The 21,755-nt window shown below is 44.9% G+C and carries 20 protein-coding genes; 14 read left to right on the forward strand and 6 right to left on the reverse strand.

Annotated features, from left to right (window positions below; genetic code table 11):
• Positions 1-30: 30 nt before the first annotated feature.
• Together cysI and GDZ68_RS09930 are read right to left on the reverse strand one after the other, a co-directional pair.
• Entirely contained in the window at positions 31-1,752 is a 1,722-nt protein-coding gene (cysI, locus tag GDZ68_RS09925) for an assimilatory sulfite reductase (NADPH) hemoprotein subunit (RefSeq protein ID WP_153722143.1), read from the reverse strand.
• Positions 1,753-1,775: 23 nt separating this feature from the next.
• The gene (locus GDZ68_RS09930; protein ID WP_153722144.1) at positions 1,776-3,605 is read right to left on the reverse strand and encodes an assimilatory sulfite reductase (NADPH) flavoprotein subunit; all 1,830 of its coding nucleotides are present in this window, start codon (positions 3,603-3,605) and stop codon (positions 1,776-1,778) included.
• 484 nt (positions 3,606-4,089) lie between these two features.
• Between GDZ68_RS09930 and GDZ68_RS09935 the strand changes: the two genes are divergently transcribed.
• The 5 genes from GDZ68_RS09935 (at position 4,090) to gloA (ending at position 9,238) form a co-directional block, all read left to right on the forward strand.
• Positions 4,090-5,163: a DUF2157 domain-containing protein gene (locus tag GDZ68_RS09935; RefSeq protein ID WP_153722145.1), complete on the forward strand. Its 1,074-nt coding sequence runs from the start codon at positions 4,090-4,092 to the stop codon at positions 5,161-5,163.
• A complete protein-coding gene (locus GDZ68_RS09940; protein ID WP_153722146.1) occupies positions 5,153-5,689 on the forward strand; it encodes a GDYXXLXY domain-containing protein in 537 nt (178 codons plus the stop codon). The genes GDZ68_RS09935 and GDZ68_RS09940 overlap by 11 nt, the downstream gene beginning before the upstream one ends.
• A gap of 238 nt (positions 5,690-5,927) precedes the next feature.
• Positions 5,928-7,652, forward strand: a complete 1,725-nt coding sequence (locus tag GDZ68_RS09945) for an AAA family ATPase (protein WP_194841119.1) — start codon at positions 5,928-5,930, stop codon at positions 7,650-7,652.
• Between the two features lie 336 nt (positions 7,653-7,988).
• Entirely contained in the window at positions 7,989-8,690 is a 702-nt protein-coding gene (gene gloB, locus GDZ68_RS09950) for a hydroxyacylglutathione hydrolase (RefSeq protein ID WP_153722148.1), read from the forward strand.
• A 167-nt stretch (positions 8,691-8,857) separates the two neighbouring features.
• A complete protein-coding gene (gloA, locus tag GDZ68_RS09955) occupies positions 8,858-9,238 on the forward strand; it encodes a lactoylglutathione lyase (RefSeq protein WP_153722149.1) in 381 nt (126 codons plus the stop codon).
• A gap of 83 nt (positions 9,239-9,321) precedes the next feature.
• Here gloA and GDZ68_RS09960 read toward each other — a convergent pair whose 3' ends face one another.
• A complete protein-coding gene (locus tag GDZ68_RS09960) occupies positions 9,322-10,002 on the reverse strand; it encodes a cytochrome P450 (protein WP_153722150.1) in 681 nt (226 codons plus the stop codon).
• A 97-nt stretch (positions 10,003-10,099) separates the two neighbouring features.
• On the opposite strand from GDZ68_RS09960, the gene GDZ68_RS09965 reads away from it, so the two are divergent.
• Entirely contained in the window at positions 10,100-10,255 is a 156-nt protein-coding gene (locus GDZ68_RS09965) for a DUF1540 domain-containing protein (protein ID WP_153722151.1), read from the forward strand.
• Positions 10,256-10,295: 40 nt separating this feature from the next.
• On the opposite strand, the gene GDZ68_RS09970 is transcribed toward GDZ68_RS09965, so the two are convergent.
• Both GDZ68_RS09970 and GDZ68_RS09975 read right to left on the reverse strand, forming a co-directional pair.
• A complete protein-coding gene (locus GDZ68_RS09970; RefSeq protein WP_153722152.1) occupies positions 10,296-11,186 on the reverse strand; it encodes a DMT family transporter in 891 nt (296 codons plus the stop codon).
• Between the two features lie 55 nt (positions 11,187-11,241).
• Complete coding sequence (locus tag GDZ68_RS09975; protein ID WP_153722153.1) at positions 11,242-11,649, reverse strand: PaaI family thioesterase; 408 nt, start codon at positions 11,647-11,649, stop codon at positions 11,242-11,244.
• Between the two features lie 390 nt (positions 11,650-12,039).
• On the opposite strand from GDZ68_RS09975, the gene speD reads away from it, so the two are divergent.
• Genes speD through nspC form a run of 6 tightly spaced genes read left to right on the forward strand, consistent with a single transcriptional unit; the run spans position 12,040 to position 18,395 of the window.
• On the forward strand, positions 12,040-12,864 hold the full coding sequence (speD, locus tag GDZ68_RS09980; protein ID WP_153722154.1) for an adenosylmethionine decarboxylase: 825 nt from the start codon (positions 12,040-12,042) through the stop codon (positions 12,862-12,864).
• Complete coding sequence (locus GDZ68_RS09985; protein WP_153722155.1) at positions 12,845-14,329, forward strand: aminotransferase class I/II-fold pyridoxal phosphate-dependent enzyme; 1,485 nt, start codon at positions 12,845-12,847, stop codon at positions 14,327-14,329. Before speD ends, GDZ68_RS09985 begins: the two co-directional genes overlap by 20 nt.
• On the forward strand, positions 14,329-15,180 hold the full coding sequence (gene speE, locus GDZ68_RS09990) for a polyamine aminopropyltransferase (protein ID WP_153722156.1): 852 nt from the start codon (positions 14,329-14,331) through the stop codon (positions 15,178-15,180). The genes GDZ68_RS09985 and speE overlap by 1 nt, the downstream gene beginning before the upstream one ends.
• Complete coding sequence (speB, locus tag GDZ68_RS09995) at positions 15,170-16,027, forward strand: agmatinase (RefSeq protein ID WP_194841120.1); 858 nt, start codon at positions 15,170-15,172, stop codon at positions 16,025-16,027. Before speE ends, speB begins: the two co-directional genes overlap by 11 nt.
• Before the next feature lie 21 nt (positions 16,028-16,048).
• Positions 16,049-17,248, forward strand: a complete 1,200-nt coding sequence (locus tag GDZ68_RS10000) for a saccharopine dehydrogenase family protein (RefSeq protein ID WP_153722157.1) — start codon at positions 16,049-16,051, stop codon at positions 17,246-17,248.
• Positions 17,249-17,258: 10 nt separating this feature from the next.
• Positions 17,259-18,395: a carboxynorspermidine decarboxylase gene (nspC, locus tag GDZ68_RS10005; protein ID WP_153722158.1), complete on the forward strand. Its 1,137-nt coding sequence runs from the start codon at positions 17,259-17,261 to the stop codon at positions 18,393-18,395.
• Positions 18,396-18,433: 38 nt separating this feature from the next.
• Here the strand turns inward: nspC and cax are convergent, their stop codons facing one another.
• Positions 18,434-19,480 carry a calcium/proton exchanger gene (gene cax, locus GDZ68_RS10010; protein ID WP_153722159.1) on the reverse strand — a complete coding sequence of 349 codons (1,047 nt, stop codon included), beginning with the start codon at positions 19,478-19,480 and terminating at the stop codon, positions 18,434-18,436.
• 1,200 nt (positions 19,481-20,680) lie between these two features.
• Between cax and GDZ68_RS10015 the strand changes: the two genes are divergently transcribed.
• Entirely contained in the window at positions 20,681-21,094 is a 414-nt protein-coding gene (locus GDZ68_RS10015) for a hypothetical protein (protein ID WP_153722160.1), read from the forward strand.
• Between the two features lie 107 nt (positions 21,095-21,201).
• Positions 21,202-21,666: a hypothetical protein gene (locus GDZ68_RS10020; protein ID WP_228551074.1), complete on the forward strand. Its 465-nt coding sequence runs from the start codon at positions 21,202-21,204 to the stop codon at positions 21,664-21,666.
• Positions 21,667-21,755: the final 89 nt, after the last annotated feature.

Below are 21,755 nucleotides of genomic sequence, written 5' to 3' on the forward strand. Positions count from 1 at the left end.
ACTTCGCATGAGGCTCATTCGTATTTTTTATTACACCTTATGAAAATTCGTTCCGTCTGTCGTCGCCGCAACAATTCCCGCACGTATGACAAAGTCCCCGAAATGCTCTCCCTGCTCCCTTTCCTTTGCATAACGGTTCAGGATCGGCCGTAATTCATCCAGTATTTCTTTCTCTCCGACATTCTCACGATAGATTTTGCTCAATCGTTCCCCTGCAAATCCGCCGCCTAAATACATATTGTACTTACCCGGGCCTTTGCCGATAAAGCCGATTTCCGCGAGCGCTGACCGTGCACAGCCATTCGGGCAGCCTGTCATGCGTGTAATGATTTCCTGATCACCAAGACCCGCTTCATCCAGCAGCCCTTCAAACTTCGTAATTAATGAAGGCAGATACCGCTCCGCTTCCGCCATAGCCAGACCGCATGTCGGCAATGATACACAAGCCATCGAACTTCGGCGCAGTGCAGACTGTTCTGCCGGATTCTCCAATTGATATGTTTCAATAATTGCTTCAATTTCCTTTTTATTCGCAGATGTCACATCACCAAGCACCAAGTTTTGATTGGGGCTCAGCCGGAAATCTCCTGTATGGATTTCTGCAATTTTTCGAAGCGCCGTCATCAATTTATAACTATCTGTATCTCGCACACGGCCGTTTTCAACGAAGAAGGTGTAATTCCAGCGATTATTCACCGCTTTTACCCAGCCATAGCGATCACCGTTATGATCAAAATGGTACGGCCGCACCTCTTCTAGTTCCCATCCCAACCGGCTGTGCAGTTCTCCGGTCAGCCAGTCGAGACCTCTTGAATCGATTGTATACTTGAAACGCGCATACTTCCGCACAGAACGGTTACCGTAGTCACGCTGAATCATCATCAGCTGTTTTGCGACTTCCACTGTCTGCTCGGCCGGAATATAGCCAATCAAACGGCCTAGCTGCGGATACGTCTGTTCGTCGCCGTGCGCCATTCCCATCCCGCCGCCTACCGCTACGTTGAAGCCCGCCAGCTTTCCATCTTCCACTATAGCAATCAGACCGATGTCCTGTGAGAAGACATCCACATCATTCATCGGCGGAACAGCAATACCGATTTTAAATTTACGCGGCAAATACGTCGCGCCGTAAATAGGTTCCGTTTCTTCCGTGCTGTCGACTACTTTTTCACCGTCCAGCCAGATTTCATGGTAGGCATTCGTCTGCGGCAGCAAATCTTCGCTTAACTTTTTCGACCATTCATATACTTCTGCGTGGACCGGTGATTCATTGGGGTTCGGGCTGCACATCACGTTTCGATTAACGTCGCCACAGGCCGCAATGGAATCAAGCAGTGCATCATTCATTTCCTGGATATTCTTCTTCATATTCCATTTCAGAATTCCGTGCATCTGGAATGCCTGGCGTGTAGTCAGTTTCAGCGTTCCGTTGCCGTATTTATGTGCGAGTTCGTCCATCACCAGCCACTGTTTCGGAGTTGCAAATCCGGCGGGTGTCCGCACACGGATCATAAACTGATACGCGGGTTCTAGCTTCTGTCTTTGGCGTTCGTTCCGTAAATCCCGGTCATCCTGCAGATAACTGCCGTGAAACTTCATCAGACGGTTATCGTCGTCGGGGATCCCTGCACTGAGAGAATCTTTCATCGTATTAATCAGATTCCCGCGCAGATAATCACTCTCGATTTTTATTTCTTCCACATCACTTGGCGGACCATCTTTTATATGAACTGATTTTGTTGTTGACGTCATGCCTCATTCCCCCTTCAGAAAGTTTAGTACACATCGCGCTGATAGCGTTTTTCCTGGATCAGCCGCGTTATAAATTGCTCCGCTTCTTCCGGCGACTTGCCGCCCTCTTGCTGAAGTATTTCCAGCAGCGCATGATGAACGTCTTTCGCCATATTCTGCTCGTCGCCGCAGACATAGACCGATGCGCCTTCTTCTATCCACTGGTACAATTCCTTGCTTGATTCTTTCATTCGATGCTGAACATATACTTTTTCAGCTGAATCACGGGAAAATGCCACGTCCAAGCGTGTCAGCACGCCATCTTTCACGTAATTCTGCCATTCCGTCTGATAATAAAAATCCGTTACGTAATGCTGGTCTCCGAAAAACAGCCAGGACTTCCCTTCTGCACCCGTTTCGCTTCGTTCCTCAATAAATGAACGGAAAGGGGCGATGCCTGTGCCGGGTCCAATCATTATAATCGGAGTTCGGGGATTTTCAGGCAGCCGGAAGTTATCATTTTTGTGTATATAGATGGGCAGCTTATCGCCGGGCTCTATATTTTCTGCACATTGGACCGAGCATACTCCCTGTCTGATCCGGCCATGTGCTTCATACCTTACAGTCCCAATCGTCAGATGCACTTCATCCGGATTGGCCTGAAAGCTGCTGGCAATCGAATAAAGGCGTGCAGGCAATTTCCGCAGTATGCTGACTAACTGCTGTTCGTTCGCAGATATCGGCCCGAAATCTTTGAGAGCATCCAACAGATCTCGGCCTTCCGCATAGTTGCGCAGATCCCCTGACTGATCTGCATGCAAAAGACTTTTCAGTTGTTCCGATTCAGAGTAATGCGACAATTTTTCAAGCAGCGGTTTCGTCAGCACAGTAATTTCAAAGTGATTCTGCAAGGCAACGCGAAGTGCCCGCCGTTCCCCCTGCGCATTGATTTCCACTGTTTCATCCGCGTTCCAATTTCCTGACTTAATAATCTCATCAATTAACTCGGAATTGTTTTCAGGAAAAATTCCTACACTGTCGCCCGGCTTATATTCGAGTCCCGAACCTTCCAGCGATAATTCCAAATGTCTGGTTTCTTTATTTGAACCGCGTCCGTTTAAGTTTATATTTTCAAGTACTTCCGCACGGAAAGGATTGGTCCGTGAGTATTGTGTTGAGGAAACAGTTTCAGCCGCCAGACCGGCTGCTGCAGACTGTCCCCCCGTATGAATTTGCAGAGCAACCTCGACCGCCGCCAGCCATTGTGCAGCGGGCTCATCATAATCTAAATCACAATCGACACGCGGCGCCAGCGGTTTCGCACCCAGCTCCGCCAGTTTCTGATCGAAATCCGCACCGGTCTTACAGAAAAATTCATATGAGCTGTCCCCGAGTGCCAATACGGAATACTGAAGATGATCAAGTTTCGGCGCTCTGCGGCCATGCAGAAATTCATAGAATGGCAGCGCGGTATCAGGAGGATCACCTTCGCCGTGTGTACTGACGACTAACAGCAGATGCTCAATTTTCTTTAGATTATTTGGCTTGAAGTCACTCATTGACTGGAGTGTTACTTCAAAGGACTGCTTTTTTAATGTAGACGCAGCCTGCTCCGCAATCCCCTGTCCGTTGCCTGTTTGGGAGCCAAAAAGTATGGTCACTTCTTTGACTGCAGCCGGCACTTCGATTACCGGACGTTCCAATACAGCGACCGTAGTACCGGCTGACTCTGAAACCGGATTTGATGCAGAGCTGACCGCTGTCAAATAGCCGCTCAGCCAGCTTTGCTGTGTTACTGTAATGCTCGGCAGCAGACGGTTCAGCAACTCCACCTGTTCCTCACTAAAAGGACTGTTCGTTACTTGTAACGCCACATTTATCACCCTCACTTACTAATTTAGTATTCTCTTTTGTCACCGTTTCATCGACAGCAGCCAAACTGGCTATGATGACAACTATTGTAAAAGATGATTTCATTGTATTATGATTATTCCTATTAGTCAAGTAGGTTTTAGATGTATTATGATTTTTCTGAAAAAAATATATGAGGTGTTGATAGATTAGAAGGAATGGCGCGGTGAGCAGCGGCTATGGCTCGCTTATCGGCTAGTTTGGAGCGGTACTGCGGTGTTTTCGTTCGTTGACTTTCATTTTTCGTTCGTTGCCGCCGCTTTTTCGTGCGGTCCGGTGACTTTTTGGCGCGCGGCAGCGGCAGCGTAGATAAAGTCCGATGCCGAAGATCGTGTCCCGTTACTAATTATTTAATTGTAGATTTCAGAAAAATAAGCGATACTATGGTTGTAACTTCATATGATATATTACGTCTCATGAGTAACTAATTGAGAGGAGGCAGTTGAAGTGAAGAGAAAAATCAGCAAGCCAGAGTACGCATTTCTGAAAAAAGAATTCACTTTTCTCGAGCAGCAAGGTAAGCTCGATTCAAAGAACGCACAGGACCTCCTGGCACTTTATGAACCAAAAGGTGCGGCAAATTTTGTACGCTTACTGCTTGTCTTCGGGGCTATATTAGTAGGAGCAGGAATACTGAGCTTCATCGCGGGCAATTGGAACGCTCTTACTCCATATGCTAAGTTCGGATTAATTCTCATCAGCTTTATATTGTCTTACATTGCAGGCTATAAATTAGAACAAAATTACGAAAAGACTTCCCGCAGTATGTATTACATCGGGGCAGCTATTTATGGTGCCGGGATATTTTTGATCGGTCAAAGCTTTCATTTGGACCATGCCGTCTATACAGATTTTCTCTTATGGGCAGTCGGTATCCTGCCGCTTGCGTATTATTTGAAAGACCAGCTGCTCGCCGTATTTGCCAGTGTCTTTTTAATTATTTATAGCTTTACAGCTTTTGAAACAGGCGGATTCGGTCCTTACTGGCTGCTCTTGCTGCTGCCTATACTGTTTTGGATGAACGAGAAAAGATTGGGCAGAAAAGGATCCATTTTTGTTATGTTAGTCTTGCTGACAACAGCGTTTATCGTCAATTCGCTGGAAGTTTGGCATGTTGATGAATGGATTTCCATGTTGATCATCTTTGCAGTAGGGCTGTTGCTGGCTCTCTTCCCCGTCAGGCATTATGCGGCCGAGTCATCATGGGTCGGCTCTGTCTTGTTTGGCGCAACCGGCATCATGCTGACTTTCCCGTTTTCCTGGAGAGAGCTGCCGCTTGAAAATATTGCACCTTACCTCTTCACCGCTTTATTCATTGTTCTATTAATTTATTTCCTTAGAAAAGACAGCTTGCCGGCAATTTTGATTACTTGTGCATTAATCTACCGGTATTATGCAGATATTACGTATGATTTCATGCCGAAATCCTTATTCTTCATCGTTGGCGGATTACTGCTGATCGGGTTTGGATTCTGGTTTGAAAAATCGAGACGGGAGACGGTGAAACGTTATGAAGAATAAACGAAACTTATTCCTCATCACTTTGATCATTCCCATTCTATTTTTGTTATCTATGACATGGAAACCTTTGTGGACGCTGAATGCCGGTACAACAGTCGTGCTTGAAACCATTCCGGTTGATCCGCGGGATATTCTATATGGTGATTACGTCCGTCTGCAGTTTGCTGTGGAAGAGTTTAAAGAAGACGTTATCGAACCGGCACTGCTGAAGGATTTGAAAACGCAGTCGTACGGAAAGGTTACCGTCTATGCGGTACTGCAGCAAGAAGGCGACGTATATGGATTGAAATCGGTAACTGCGGTTAAGCCGGGCGGAGGTGTGTTCTTAAAAGGACAGATGTACCGATACGGCGGCAGCATAAACGGTGCGGAAACCATCTACTACGCCGACTTCCTTCCTGACCGCTTCTACGTACCGGAAAACACAGGCGGGCAGCTCGAAGACCTGTCGCGACAAGGCAGCCTTATCGCCAAAATGAAAGTATATAATGGCTACAGCATACTCCAGGATATCCAGCCCAAATAAAACTGTTGCCCATGCGGCAGCAGTTTTTATGAATATATTCAAACTGCATACCCTCCTTTTTCCCTTACAGCAAACTAACGGTTCATTTCCAACAGATGAAATCGCTGGCTTGCTAGGTATTTTCTCACGATGTAATTAATTTGTAACTATTTTTTCAGTTTATATACTGTTCAAAACTACTATTATTCATTATACTTTGGTTATCTATTAAAAGGAGCTGGAGCCGACCTTGAAGCCTATGTCTAAATTAGCATCTAAGATACTAGTCGCTATCCTCTTTGTCACGGCAATCGCTGCAGGAGTCACATGGAACTATTTACAGGGAGCCGGAGGACAGGAAGTCTCTTTTGCGGAGATGGAAAAACTGATTGCCAGTCAATCAGGAAATGCTCTGTTGCTGAATGAATCAGCTGACGGCAAGTTGTCTGTAACGATCGACAATAAAACATATCTCACAATGGTGCGTCCACAAAGTACGTTAGTGGATGATCTTGTGCAGAAGTACAATATATCATATCAGTATGCAACTGCCGGTTCTGCAGGTGGATGGATTATCGGCGGATTGGTGCTCGCTGCCCTTCTGACATTGTTCATCTTGCATAAAAAGGGCAAGCTGAGTATCGGTGCTTCGGGCATGAAAAATCAAGCTTCAAAAACTACACCTCTGCCTGATATCACACTGGACGATATCGGGGGGCTTCCTCAGGAAATGAAGGACGAAATCCTGCAGACGCTGGAGATTTTCAAACATCCGGAAGACGCCAAGGAAATGGGTATCTCTATGCCTAAAGGAATCTTGCTGTACGGACCTCCGGGAACAGGGAAAACCTTGCTGGCTCAGGCTATGGCAAAAGAAATCGGCGCTACCTTCTATTCTTCTAGCGGTGCAGCTTTCACTGAATTATTCGTCGGTGTCGGGGCTTCCCGCGTGCGTACACTTTTTCAAAATGCCCGCAAACAGAGCCCGGCTGTTATTTTTATTGACGAAGTAGATGCTCTGGCAGGAAAACGGAAAGAACATGGCGGCGATGAAGCCGAGAAAACATTGACGGAGCTTCTCGTTCAACTAGACGGGGGCAACGACAATGACGGCGTGCTGTTCATCGCAGCTACAAATAGAAAAGACATGCTTGACGATGCGTTCTTGCGTCCCGGCCGGATTGATTTCACTTTCAACGTGCAATTGCCAGATACAAAAGGCCGCCGGGAAATCATCAATATTCATACAAAAGGCAAGACGCTGGCACCAAATGTCGCTGCTTCTTTAGACAATTTGGCAGACAGCACAACGGGTTTCTCCGGTGCGGAAATCAGCGGTTTATTTGAAACTGCGAGCCGCCGCGCAATCCGGGAAGGACGTAAATTAATTGAAAAGCACGATCTCGACTTCGCAATTGACCGGACGATTCTTGGAAATACGGCACGCACATTGAACGATGCAGAGACGAAACGCCGGGTTGCCATCCATGAATCAGGACACGCGATCATTGCGGCTTTGACCAAGCCGGGTTCTGTCAGAAAAGCAACGATTATTCCACGCGGCCAGGCACTTGGATATGTAGCACCGATTCAAAAGGAACTGCATTTATCGACGGCAAGCGAGTTGCTCGATCAGGTCAGCATGATTTTAGCCGGCGGTATCGCGGAACGCATATACTTGGGTGAGCACAGTATCGGTGTCGGCGGTGACGTCGAGCAGGCGAAAGATATTTTGAACCGCATGGTCGATACCGGACTTTTCCAAGATGGTTTCTCTCTGATCTTCAATAAAGCCGAAAAAGAAGAACGCATGCGCATGCTATTTGATCAAGCAGCTCAGAAGACTGAAGCTCTAATTACGGAAAACGCCTACCAATTTGAACTGCTTGTCAATGAACTGTACAAAGAAGAGACACTCGAAGGTGATGAAGTTCAGCGAATTGTTGAGCTGCCGACTCCAAAAGATGCATTAGTCTTTGTATAAACAGCAACAGAGGTTTATCATACAACCAGTTCAGTACACTGGCACAATACTAAAATAAGCACAAAAAGAGTCTCTATTCTCATATGGGAATAAGACTCTTTTTCTATATATTTCACCTAAGCCGGCATCTGCCTCTAAAGTTCTGACCATTTAAGATTGAATATTTTGCCTCATGCGTTTTCCCAAGTTTCACATACGAGCCGCCATAGGAAAATGAATTGGTTAACAACCCCTGCATGTTATGATAGTGAGGTAAACCAAAAATTTTCAGCGGACAGAGGGAAAACTAGTCTCGGAGCCGCAAATCAGATATATGAAAAGAGGAGGAATTATAAGTTGATTATTCATTCAATCAAAGCCTTTGCTGATAATTACATATGGTGCATTCAAGAAGGGACAGAGGCAGTTGTGGTTGATCCGGGCACAGCGAATGGTGTCCTTGATTACCTCGAAGAAAAGCAGCTTCGCTTGGCGGCCATTCTTTTAACGCATAAGCATGAAGACCATACCGGCGGAGTTGTGGAGATTATGGCGAGACATCCCGAAAGTCAGATTTATGGACCGAAAGAGACGGAGGCCTTGGCGAATCGCATTGTAAAGGAAGGGAACACTTTTAACTTGTTGGGCCAAACTATTCAAGTCTCCGAAACCGGGGGGCATACACATGGCCATATCAGTTTTTTAATGGGAAATAATCTCTTTTGCGGTGATGCCTTATTTTCAGGAGGATGCGGTCGAGTTTTTACCGGTGATTACGAAGCTCAATATGAAACCTTGCAGAAATTCAAACACTTAGATGATGATATAATCATTTATCCTGGCCACGAGTATACCGAAACTAATTTACGTTTTGCACACGATATGCAGCCGGATAATGAAAAGATTTTCAAGGTATTGGAAGAAGTCCGTGAATTGCGTGCAAAAGGAGAACCGACACTTCCGACAACGATCGGCAGGGAGAAGGAAATTAACCTCTTTCTGCAAGTGGATACATTGGATGACTTTATCGAATTGCGCAACGCCCGTGATGACTTCTAAAGGGATTGGAGTCGGAGTGAAGAAAAGGAATTCAAAACAATTACTGGGTTAATTTCCGCCTAGTAAACTCCATTTCAAATAGCGATGAACTTTAATAAATCGAATCAAATGTACTTATATAGTATCTATGATAAGATGAAATCAATAAAATTACGGAGGTTGGTAAAATGGACCAAGTGCTCGTTGAAATTTGTTTACGTGTTAGAGATATTGATGCTACTTTAGATTTTTATACTGAGCTTTTTGATTTTGAGGTAGCCAATCGCAGAGAATTCCCTGAAGATAAATTTGATTTAATCTATCTAAATTCACCAGGTTCTTCCGTACAAATAGAACTTACTTATAATTATGATGCAGATCCATATGTTATAGGAGATGGTTTCAGTCATTTAGGTATAACAGTAAATGATTTAGAAGAAATGCACAAGATTTGTAAAGCTTCTTCTTATGAAACAGGTGAATTGAGAGGACTTTCTGGTGAAACACCTTCTTACTTCTTTGTTACTGACCCTGACGGCTATAGAATCGAAGTAAAGCGTAAAAACTAAAACGTTTTAAATACAAAATTAATTGTAAAAAGACTTAACCCTCGACCCTCCAATTACAAAATGGAGAAACGAGGGTTAGGCTTTTATTTTATTGTCGTGTCATTTCTCGTTAGGCGAGTGACCGTTTCAATCCGCATCGGCCAGCCGTCTTTAATCCGCAGCGAGATCAAAGGTTCTGGAACCGGCGCATGCGGCCGAAGATTGCTGAATGTGAAATTTTTATATAGAACGGCGAGAATCAATGTTGCTTCAAGCATCTCAATCGTTGTGGTGACGGCATCTGCCAGCTTTTTCTCTTCTGCCGAGACATCCGTTGAAAACATGGTGCGTGTGATGATCGACAATGTCAGCTGCATCATCTCGCTATGTATATCAAATTCTTGCGCCTGTTCTAAACGTTCTGCAACACGCTCTGTCTCTTCGACAATTGCGTAGGCATAACGCTCGAGAGCTTCCTTATAAAAAGTCGGCTGCATATACTTTTTCTGAAAGCCATGCCGCTCGCCTTCCGTAGTCAGCAGCCCTTCGCCAACCGTGCGCTGGAGCACTTTCGTCGTGCGTCCTTTAATAAATGACTGATCATGGCGAATCAAAATCTCCCTGATTGCCTCAGGACTGTTGACAATATACGTCGGTGAGAACCCGGTCTTCATCGAAACCACGTCTCCGAGCGGACGCATCCGCATAAAAAAACCGATTGGATCATTCGTGAACTGCTGGTAATTCTGCAATCGCGGTGTAGCGATATCTTCTACAATAACCATGTACTCTCCTCCAAGTTTTACTTACATCTCTTCCCTCGTGCATTCGAATGAAACCTTTCATTTCGGACATCCTACACGAAAAGGGAGGTGCGTCGATTTGGCAAAGGATGTATTGTGTGAAGTAACGAACTGCCACTTCTGGGAGGCAGGCAACCTATGTGGTGCGGAAGAGATCAAAGTTGTCACCAGAAAAGGAAAAAAAGCAAAAGACTCCGCCGAAACCGATTGTCAGACGTTTATTCCAAAAGGATAGTTCAATTAACAGCAGCCGGGCATTCGTGCTTGGCTGTTGTTTATTTCAGTACTGATCTTCGCCTCATCGCTTCCCAATTCACTGCAATGACACTAAGTATCGCAATCAGCCCGCCAATTGCAGACAGAGCGCTTGGTAATTCCTGCAGCCAAACATACGCAACCAAAATGGCAACAACAGGCTCCACGTAAAGCAGACTGGAGACAGCTCCTGCATCTGCCATCGATAATGCTGTCGACCATGTTACATACGCAATCGTTGCCGGGATTAACCCCATGTAAATAGTGGACAGCGTAGCTTCCAAGGTCGCACCTTGAATTTCATTGAGCAGGCCCGTTGTAAAAAATAAGAACGGCAATGTGCCGGCCCAAGTAAAATATGCCGTTAATTCGATTGGCTTATAGCGGGTGAATAATGGCTTTTGGAAGACAAAAAATAACGAAGTCGCGATGACCGCTGCTAAAATGAACCAGGCGCCTGCCGATATTTCCACTGCCCCATCCGAACTGCCGATTGTGATTAACGCGACACCTGCCAAACCGATGGCCATTCCAATCCAGCCCAGCGGACTGATCCGTTCTTTTAAGAAGATGACGGCAATAATCGCCGTAAAAATCGGCACCGTTGCAATGAACAAGCCTGCCGTGCCGGCCGCCACTGTCTGCTCGCCGTACGTCAAACCGAAATGATAAACACTGATACCCGTCCATCCTAATAATAAAATCTTCCATATATCTTGCCGTTCAGGAATACGGATTTTCGTTCCCGGCCATATTGCATAAAGAATAAATACGAGTGAAGCCACTATGAAACGCGTCAAGACCAAATGACCCGGTGAGTAGCCGCCGAGCAGGCTGACCCGGATCGCCGCGAAGCTGGAACCCCATGCCACTACTGTAAATAAGCCTAAATAGAGTGCTTTTTTATTCATAAAAGGACCTGCCTCATGCATAAGTATCTTGCCTGCTGCCAGCGGATTAAACGTTTCAGTTCAGTTTAAATGTAGCTGTGCAGTGTGCAACCAGTTCATCATTTTCATTGTACAGTTTACCATCGACTAATGCAGTGCTCCGTCCTCTGTTAATGACTGATGCTTTTGAATAAATTGCCTCCTGAACAGCAGGCTTTAAAAAATGTGTCGCCATTTCGATCGTCATGACGTCGTCAGAACCAAGAGAGCGGCAAAGCATGCCCATCGTCGTATCCAGAACCGACATATACATACCGCCATGTATAGTACCGCGTACATTATCATATTGTGGACGGTACGGTAAATATAATTCCACATCGCCTTCTGCCAGTTTCTGTGTCTGCAAACCTAAGAATTTCCAAAAAGCGCTCGTTTCAAAATCTTGACGTACTTTTTCTAAATACTCGATTGATGTATCATTCATTCGATTCCCTCCAAGTAAATTATCTGTTTACTGTATACCATATCTCAATCAGTGCCCGACGACAATTCATTGATTTTCAATTCGAATATAATACCGTCACATTTTTATAATTTTTTCAAGAAAAAGGGTTTGTTTTTTCGTCCTTATCCTTTATACTGAAAATAATTTCATAAGTTATTTTATTAGGAAGAGTACCCTGTGAGTATTTTGTCAACCCGATCACCTGCTATGTAATGGACTAAGAGGATATCCTCTACACGTATATCGTCTTTTATATACAAGCGAACAGAGTAAAGATCTCTCTCCAATCTGTCATGTTTGTGCTGTTTCATGCCGGTTGGAGGGAGATTTTTTTATGCCCATAAATTGTAATCAACATAGAAAGGAAGGATGTTAGGGTTGGAAAACAAGCTCAAGCTCTACGGCTTTAACAACCTCACCAAGACTCTTAGCTTTAACATTTATGATGTGAGCTATGCGAAAAGCCGACGGGAGCAAAGTGAGTATATCGCCTATATCGACGAACAATATAATTCAGAACGTCTGACCAAGATTCTTTACGATGTCACTGAAATGATTGGTGCACATGTATTGAATGTCAGCAAACAGGACTATGATCCGCAGGGAGCCAGTGTCACTCTGATGATTTCAGAAGAGAAGTTTCCTGCATCACAGATAGACCCTTCCTGTAATCAGGGAGCAATTCCTTTTCCTCCTGAAAAAGATTCAGTCGTCAGTCATTTAGATAAGAGCCATGTAACAGTCCATACGTATCCGGAGTATCATCCAGATAACTCCATCGCGACATTCCGGGTCGATATTGACGTATCCACATGCGGTGAAATTTCGCCCCTGAAAGCTTTGGATTATCTTATCGGCAGTTTTGATTCGGATATTATCACAGCGGATTATCGCGTGCGGGGCTTTACAAGAGCAGTGGACGGCAGAAAATTGTTCATGGATCATTCCATGACATCGATACAGGATTTCATTGACCGGAAAACGCTGGAGAAGTATGACGCAATCGATGTCAACGTCTACCAGGCGAATATTTTCCATACAAAAATGCTAATAAAAGAAATTGATCTGCAGGATTATCTGTTTAACCGGGATGTAACGGAAATACCACCGAAGGAACGTCTTCAAATCTCTCATAATCTGCGAAAAGAGATGATTGAAATTTTCAGCGGTTCTAATGTATACGAAAATGAATGAGGCGAGAACAGTGAAAACATCACAGCACCGTGTTCCGATTATGGAAGCACTGCAGCAGTATCAATCCGCACGAGTTGTACCTTTTGATGTACCCGGCCATAAGCACGGACGGGGCAATCCTGAACTTGCGGCATTTCTTGGAGAAGCATGCCTGCATCATGATGTGAATTCCATGAAGCCACTCGACAATCTGTGCCACCCTGTCTCCGTCATACGCGAAGCAGAGGAACTGGCGTCTGATGCTTTCGGCGCCAAACACGCCTTTCTGCTCGTCAACGGCACGACTTCTGCTGTACAGGCTATGGTCATGACTGCCTGCAAAGCCGGAGAGAAAATTATTATGCCCAGAAACGTCCACCGCAGTGCCATCAATGCGTTGATCTTAAGTGGCGCACTGCCCGTCTATATTAATCCGGGCGTAGACAAGGACCTCGGTATCCCGCTCGGCATGGGCGTTGAAGATGTCAAACAGGCGATACTCGATCATCCTGACGCTAAGGCCATTCTGATCAACAATCCGACATATTACGGGATCTGCTCGAATCTGCAGGCCATTACGGAACTTGCCCACCGCCACGATATGCTCGTTTTAGTGGACGAAGCGCACGGCACGCATTTTTATTTCAACGACCAGCTGCCTGCTTCCGCCATGTCTGCCGGGGCCGATATGGCATCGGTCAGCATGCATAAATCAGGCGGTTCCCTGACACAGAGCTCATTTTTATTGATTAATAATGAAGTCAGCGAAGGCTATACCCGGCAAATCATCAATCTGACCCAAACGACGAGCGGCTCCTATTTACTGATGTCGTCACTTGATATTTCACGAAAGAATCTCGCCCTTCACGGCCAGGAGATTTTCGATAAGGTGATTAAAATGGCACAATACACACGCGATGAAATCAATAAAATCGACGGTTATTATGCTTATTCAAAAGAACTGATCAACGGGGACACCGTTTTTGATTTTGATGAATCAAAATTGTCGGTCCATACCCGTGAAATAGGGCTTGCCGGAATCGAAGTGTATGATATTCTGCGTGATGAATACGATATTCAGATTGAATTTGGCGATGTGGCCAATATCCTGGCCTATATTTCTGTCGGTGACCGGACTCTCGATTTAGAACGGCTGGTCGCTGCTCTGGCTGAAATTAAACGCCGTTACAAAAAAAATCCAAGCAAACTGTTTGATCATGAATATATCAATCCGGAAATCGTCCAGTCACCGCAGCAGGCATTTTATTCGGAGAAAGAGACCCTTTCTCTGCAAGAGGCAGCGGGACGGACCGCAAGTGAATTCGTTATGTGCTATCCGCCAGGCATCCCGATTGTGGCACCGGGAGAGCGGATCACAGAAGAAATCATCCACTATATTGCGTACTGCAAGGACAAAGGCTGTTTCTTGACGGGGACAGAAGATCCGCAAGTAGAGAATATCAATGTAGTAAAGGAGGCTGACTGATGAACCTTTGGTATACAGAAGAACATTCACCGCATGTCCGTTTTTCCATTCAAGTCGAGGAGCATCTATATACCGCTAAAAGTGAATTCCAGAAAATTAATGTCTTTCAAACCTATGAGTTCGGCAAGATCCTGACACTCGACGGTTATGTGATGATTACCGAAAAAGATGAATTTATTTATCATGACATGATCGTCCATGTTCCGATGGCCACCAATCCTTCGATTGAAAAAGTGCTGGTGATCGGAGCTGGGGACGGCGGAACTGTGCGTGAACTGACCAGATATCCATCTATTAAACAAATTGATATGGTGGAAATCGACGAACAGGTTGTGGAAGTCTGTAAAAAGTATTTACCGCAGACGGCCGGACAGCTGACTGATCCCCGGGTACAACTTTATTTTGAAGACGGTCTAAGATTTGTACGCCATCAAGAAAACGCTTATGACTTGATCATTGTCGATTCAACGGATCCGTTCGGCCCGGGTGAAGGGCTTTTCACAAAAGAATTCTACGGCAATTGCTATAAGGCGCTGAAGGATGACGGCATTTTGGTCAATCAGCATGAAAGTCCTTTTTATGCGGAAGATGCAAAAGGCATGCAGCGGGCACATAAGAGCATCATGGGCTTCTTCCCTGTCTCAAAAGTGTATCAAGCGCATATTCCAACTTATCCTTCCGGCCATTGGCTGTTCGGATTTGCTTCAAAAAAATATGATCCTGTTGAAGACTTGCAGTCGGATGCGTGGAATGCACTTGGACTGCAGACAAAATACTATAATACAAAACTTCATGCCGGCTCATTCGCACTGCCGAATTATGTAAAGGAGCTACTGATCCATGCTGAATAAAAACATTGAAACGTTTCTCGGATTTGAAGCAGAATATGACGATGCATCATTCGTCGTCTTCGGTGCACCGTTTGATTCCACTACTTCATTCCGTCCGGGTACACGCTTTGCCAGTAAGATCATGCGCAGCGAATCATTCGGGCTGGAAACATACAGTCCCTATCAGGAAGCGGATTTAACCGATTTCTCGTTGTTTGACGGAGGTGATCTGGAACTCAGCTTCGGTAATACGGAACGGGCTCTGAATCAAATCGAGGAGTTCACAGCGCAGATTGTAGAGGAGGATAAAATCCCCTGCATGATCGGCGGAGAACATCTGGTGACACTCGGAGCTGTGCGAGCAGTCGCGAAGAAATATCCAGATCTGCATGTCATTCAGTTTGATGCGCATACCGACCTGCGCGATGATTATCTGGACGAGCGTCTGTCACATGCGACGGTCATCCGCAGAATATGGGATCTTCTCGGAGACGGCAAGATTTTTCAATACGGCATCCGATCAGGCGACCGTCCTGAATTCGAATGGGCTGCCGAGCGGCATGTCTTCATGCAGAAGTTTAATTTTGAAGGCCTCGCGAAAACAGTTGAACAACTGCAGGGTAAGCCAGTCTATTTGACGATTGACCTTGACGTTCTCGACCCTTCAGTCTTTCCTGGAACCGGCACACCTGAAGCCGGCGGTGTCACGTTTATGGAACTATTGCAGGCTATTCTGACTGTCAGCGGTCTGAATATTGTTGCCTGTGATGTCAATGAACTGTCCCCTGTTTATGATCCAAGCGGCGTCTCTACTGCCGTTGCCTGTAAAGTATTACGTGAATTAACGATTGCAATTAATAAAAAATAATACAAATTGGTGGTGTTTTTAATGGGAAAAGCATTAATTATCGGAGCTGGCGGCGTAGCCAGTGTAGTGGTTCATAAGTGTTGTCAGGTGCCTGACGTGTTTGAGGAAATCTGTATCGCGAGCCGTACGAAATCAAAATGTGATGCCTTGAAAGAAAAGCTGGACGGCGGACGCACGAAAATCCAGACAGCGCAAGTCGATGCAGACAATGTGCCTGAACTGGTGGCATTGATCAATGAATTCCAGCCGGATATCGTCATCAACGTCGCGTTGCCTTATCAGGATTTGACGATCATGGATGCATGTCTTGAAACAAAAGTCGATTATCTGGACACAGCAAACTATGAGCCGCTTGATACAGCGAAATTTGAATACAAATGGCAGTGGGCTTATAAAGAAAAGTTTGAAGAAGCAGGAATCACTGCTTTGCTCGGCAGCGGCTTCGACCCCGGCGTCACCGGTGTATTTTCTGCCTATGCCCTAAAACACTATTTTGATGAAATCCATACAATCGATATCGTCGATGCTAATGCAGGCGATCACGGCTATCCATTCGCAACAAACTTTAATCCGGAGATCAATATCCGTGAAATCACAGCGAACGGCCGTTATTACGAAAAAGGTGAATTCATTGAGACAGAGCCGCTTGAAGTGAAGCGTGTCTACGATCTGCCGGAAATCGGACCGAAAGATGTGTACTTGCTGTACCATGAAGAATTGGAATCACTCGCTAAAAACATTACAGGCGTAGAGAAAATCCGCTTCTGGATGACATTCTCTGAAAAGTATTTGACACATCTGAAGGTGCTGGAGAATGTCGGCATGACTTCCATTGAGCCGATCGAATTCGAAGGACAGCAAATCGTGCCGCTGCAATTTTTAAAAGCGGTATTGCCGGATCCTGCTTCACTTGGACCGCGCACGAAAGGAAAAACGAATATTGGATGTATCTATCAGGGCACGAAAGACGGAGAGCCTAAAACGTATTATGTTTATAATATATGCGATCACCAAGAGTGCTACCGCGAAGTCGGTTCACAGGCGATTTCGTATACAACAGGAGTCCCCGCAATGATCGGCGCCATGATGATGCTGACTGGGAAATGGAAAAAGCCCGGCGTCTTCAATATCGAAGAGTTCGATCCAGATCCATTCATGGACGCGTTGAATGAATACGGCCTGCCATGGCACGAAGATTTCAATCCAACTTTGATTGACTGAGGAGAATGATATGAACTTTGATGTACAGGCAGTTCCTTCACCGAGCTATGTGGTGGAGGAAGAGCTGCTCATAAATAATCTCAAAAAAATGAAAGCCGTCATTGATGAGACCGGCTGCAAAATATTACTCGCCCAAAAAGGATTCTCGATGTTTGAAGTTTATCCGCTGATTGGCAAGTACTTGCACGGCGTCACATCAAGCGGGCTCTTCGAAGCGCGTCTCGGTTATGAAGAAATGGGCAAAGAAGTGCATACGTACTCCCCTGCTTTTCAGGAAAATGAATTTGACGAGATTCTTCGTTATTCCGATCATTTGGTGTTCAATTCATTCGCACAGTGGAATCGTTTTAAGGATCGAGTGAAATTTAGCGGTAAGCAGATCGAATGCGGAATCCGTATCAATCCCGAGTACTCTGAGATTGAAGTCGACATGTATAACCCCTGCTTCTCACATTCCCGGTTCGGCGTCACGTTTTCAGACTTTGAACCTGACCAGCTGGACGGCATCAGCGGCCTGCACTTCCATACGATGTGCGAGCAAAATTCCGATACACTGTGGCGCACAATACAAGTCGTCGACGAAAAATTCGGCCCTTATCTGAAGCAAATGAAATGGATCAATTTTGGCGGTGGGCATCATATCACCCGGCCTGATTACGATATGGACGTATTAATCCGCTCGATCAACTTCATGAAGGAGAAATACGGACTGGACGTCTACTTGGAACCTGGAGAGGCTGTTGCTCTCAACACCGGCTTCTTAGTCGCGACAGTGCTTGATACGCTGCATAACGGTATGCCGATTGCGATTCTTGATACATCGGCTTCCTGCCATATGCCGGATGTCCTCGAAATGCCGTACCGCCCCGATATTATTGGCACAGGCATGCCGAATGAAAAAGCCTATACCTATCGTCTGGGCGGCCCGACTTGTTTGGCCGGAGACGTTATTGGAGATTATTCGTTTGATGCTCCATTGCAGCCTGGCGACCGTCTGGTATTCTGTGATATGGCACACTATTCGATGGTGAAGAATAATACGTTCAACGGAATGAACCTGCCTGCGATCGTATTGCAGAAAACTGACGGCAATTTACAAATCGTCAAGCAGTTCGGCTATAAAGATTTTAAAGAACGTTTATCCTGATGAAAAAACCGATTCGCCTGACTCGCGAATCGGTTTTTTCACAATAGAAAGAATCCAATGCCCATGATGAGATAGGCCGCGAACAGCGTCAGCCCTTCGAACCAGTTCGACTCTCCATCTTGGCATATGTTGACGACTAAGAATACAGCGGTAATCATCGCAATCAACTCAGGCCAGGTGAACACAAGCGGCATGGCAGTCGGCATCATCAAAGAAATCAAAACCAGAACCGGTGCAACGAACATTGCGACCTGCAATGTGGAACCAATCGCGATTTCAACCGAGACATCCATTTTATTTTTCATTGCCATCGTAATGGCCGATGTATGTTCTGCTGCGTTACCAACGATTGCTACAATAATGACTCCGATAAATAACTCGGTCCATCCAAACTTTTCACCGAGCGTGCTGAAGGTATGCACCAATTTCTCCGATACGAATGCAACGGCTACAGTAGAAAGCAAAAGTACAAGAATGGCTCTCCCCTTTGTCCACTCCGGCACTTCATCTGTCTCGTGATTATCAGAGCCGAATACGCCGCGGTGAGTAAATAATTTGAAAACCAAACCTGCTAAATAAATTAAAATCAGTATGACAGATATTCCAACACTTAAATTTAGCTCGGTTTTCGGGTCCATATCCATGGTGAATACTTCGGGAATAACAAAAGCGACGACTACTGCAAAAATCAGCAATGCAGAATTATAGCGGGCATCATAAATACTGAAATTCTGCCGTTTATGCTTCAATCCGCCGGCAAAAAATGAAAGCCCAAGAACTAACAGCAAGTTGCCCAAGACAGAACCTGTCAGTGAGGCGAGTACGATGCCGATCAATCCTGCTTTCAATGTAAATATTGAAATGATAAGTTCTACCGCATTTCCGAAGGTCGCGTTCAGCAATCCGCCGATACGCGGTCCGCTGACGATCGCCAGACTTTCCGTCGCTCTTCCAATAAATGCTGCAAGCGCAATAATACTTAAACAGCAGAGTCCAAACATCCATAAGTCTGACCAATGGAAGTAAGAACCGATTAAAACTAAAGGGACGCCGATAAAAGCCAAGGCAGCGAATACCTTATTCAATTCCTCCACCTCATTTCTAACTCAATTTCTTCTATCTTTCCCTTGTTTCATCAAATACAAACCGGAATTGTTTCTATTCTTGGCTATAGTGGAGGTAGACCGTTGCCCTGCGTTTTAGGTGAATGTGTTCTGTAGGACCCACGCTGCGCCAAGTGAACAGCGCAGGGTTCGCTTGGCCGTATTTCTGTGCTCTTAACAGAAATCAAGGCCATACATCATATTTCAACAAAGCTTTCCCGCAAGTGGTCCCATCTGTCGGACTGATCCTCCCCGAGTCGACCGTCTTCCGCTCCAATCCTACTTACTATGTAGAAAGGGTGTGGCTCTCGCATAACCCTACCTCCCCCACTATAGATGCCTGGTCATGATGATTACACCAAAAAATCAAGAACAGATTTCGGTTTAATGCCTTTATAAAAAAAGTGAAAATAGTTAGATATCTCAAAGGGAATAAAGCATTTTGTGCTAGAATAGAGTATAAATTGGCGTCTAATCTAAATAATTATGTTGAATTTAGGCTCATCACCAAAACATGTGCTTGACAACCTGTCACGTGCATTTTGGCAGTGTGTGGATATAATATGTGCGGGTTTCGTTTCTCGACTTTTTATGGATTTTAATTGAAGTGTGAGTTTGCAGTTTAAACCCGCTTCGGCGCTGGGGGATTGCCTTACGCTATGAGCCAGCTGGCAAAGATCGCGCCAGTTGTCTCACAGCCACGGCCGACCCCGCAGTTGCGCCTTCGCTGGTGTGGGAGAAAGGTACAATGTACTGATTTTTTTACAGAGTCTGAATTAGCTTATCCTGTTCCGTATCTCGAGTTTGCAAATGCTTCGTTCACAAGAATCTAAGCCTTTGTAGAATGATAAGCGTTGCATGAAAAATCTTACCCATTGTAATAGCCCCAAATAATGTCCTCATACTGCCTGCTTACACAAAAATTCTTGAAACACCAGCCAGTATACCTTCGTTCCAGGCAACCTAAGTACGCCGCGAGTGCCTTAATTTCTGCAAAGACCACAGAAATACGGCAAAGCGAACACTTCGCTGTTCGCTTTGCAACGGTTGCATGACTCACTTCGTGTGAGCCCGCGACAAAAAAACTCGGGGAGGATCAGCCCGATAGGATGAGACAACTTAATTTAACGAAGAAAATTATTTTGGATTTGAGAATTTTAACATAATGAAGGGGAGATGTAAATGAAAAAAATTATCTTTTCATTGTTTCTGGTTGTAATATTTTTAGCTGGATGCACAGATAACAACGAAGATACCAACTGGAAGGTAAGTCCAACTTTCACCAAGGAAAACCAGGTTTTGTATGGGACGGAAGGAAAGTTCGGATTGACCAACATTAATGGTCCAGATAAGCCTTTGTTTCCGGCACAACAGGGGAGGTTGTACCGTATTTATTTTCTGGAGGACGTTAAGGGACACAGTAAATATAAAATCACAGCTACTCACCAAGATACCGGCGATTCCGAGGAACTCATTGAAACAGAAATTGGAGAAGAGACCGAAGTGAAAATTGGATTTGGAGAAGCTGGACTTTGGAAGATTGATGTAACAGTTGATGGTGAGCCATACACGGATTTTGTCATAGAAGTAAACTAAATCGACATCATTATAATTCACCAATAGCGTGCGATTCATGAACATGGATTCGCGTCCATTAAACAATCAGGCCATATTGTGGGAAAATTGAAATCTTGAGGTGAGGTATGAAAGTATATTTGAGGTTGTTTGTCGGGTTGATTTTTATTTTAACATTAACAGGTTGTTTTGGAGAAGATTACGACGTGGGTGTTCCAAGAGCTTATATAAATTTAGAGGTTATAGAAATACAATTAACAGAAACCAATATAAATTGGGAAACGCAAAGTGAGAACGTCCACGAAGCAATAGAAGATGTTCAGGAATTTGGATTAACTCAGAACGAAATAAAAGTTTTTGCAAATCAAGAAGCCACTTTAGATTTTAAAGAGAATGAAAAAAATGGTGGAGATATTTGGACAGATCCAAATATTACGGCTGTTTTAATAAATGATAAGAAAGAAATTGAAATTGAAATGAATGACTTTAGGGAATTTAGATTCCCGTCCGACAAAGGAAATTTTGTGTTAGTGGTTGAATTTAAAAGCAGCGCAGGTAGCGCGCAATATGTAGGGAATATTTTAATTCAGTAACTTAAACAAACGTGTGCAATTGCTGAACAAGATTTGTTTCCCGATAGCTAGTTGATCGGAGCGGAGCGAAAATGGCTTGCAGAAAGAAC

The organism is Sporosarcina cascadiensis (genome assembly GCF_009650995.1).
GTDB classification, from domain to species: domain Bacteria; phylum Bacillota; class Bacilli; order Bacillales_A; family Planococcaceae; genus Sporosarcina; species Sporosarcina cascadiensis.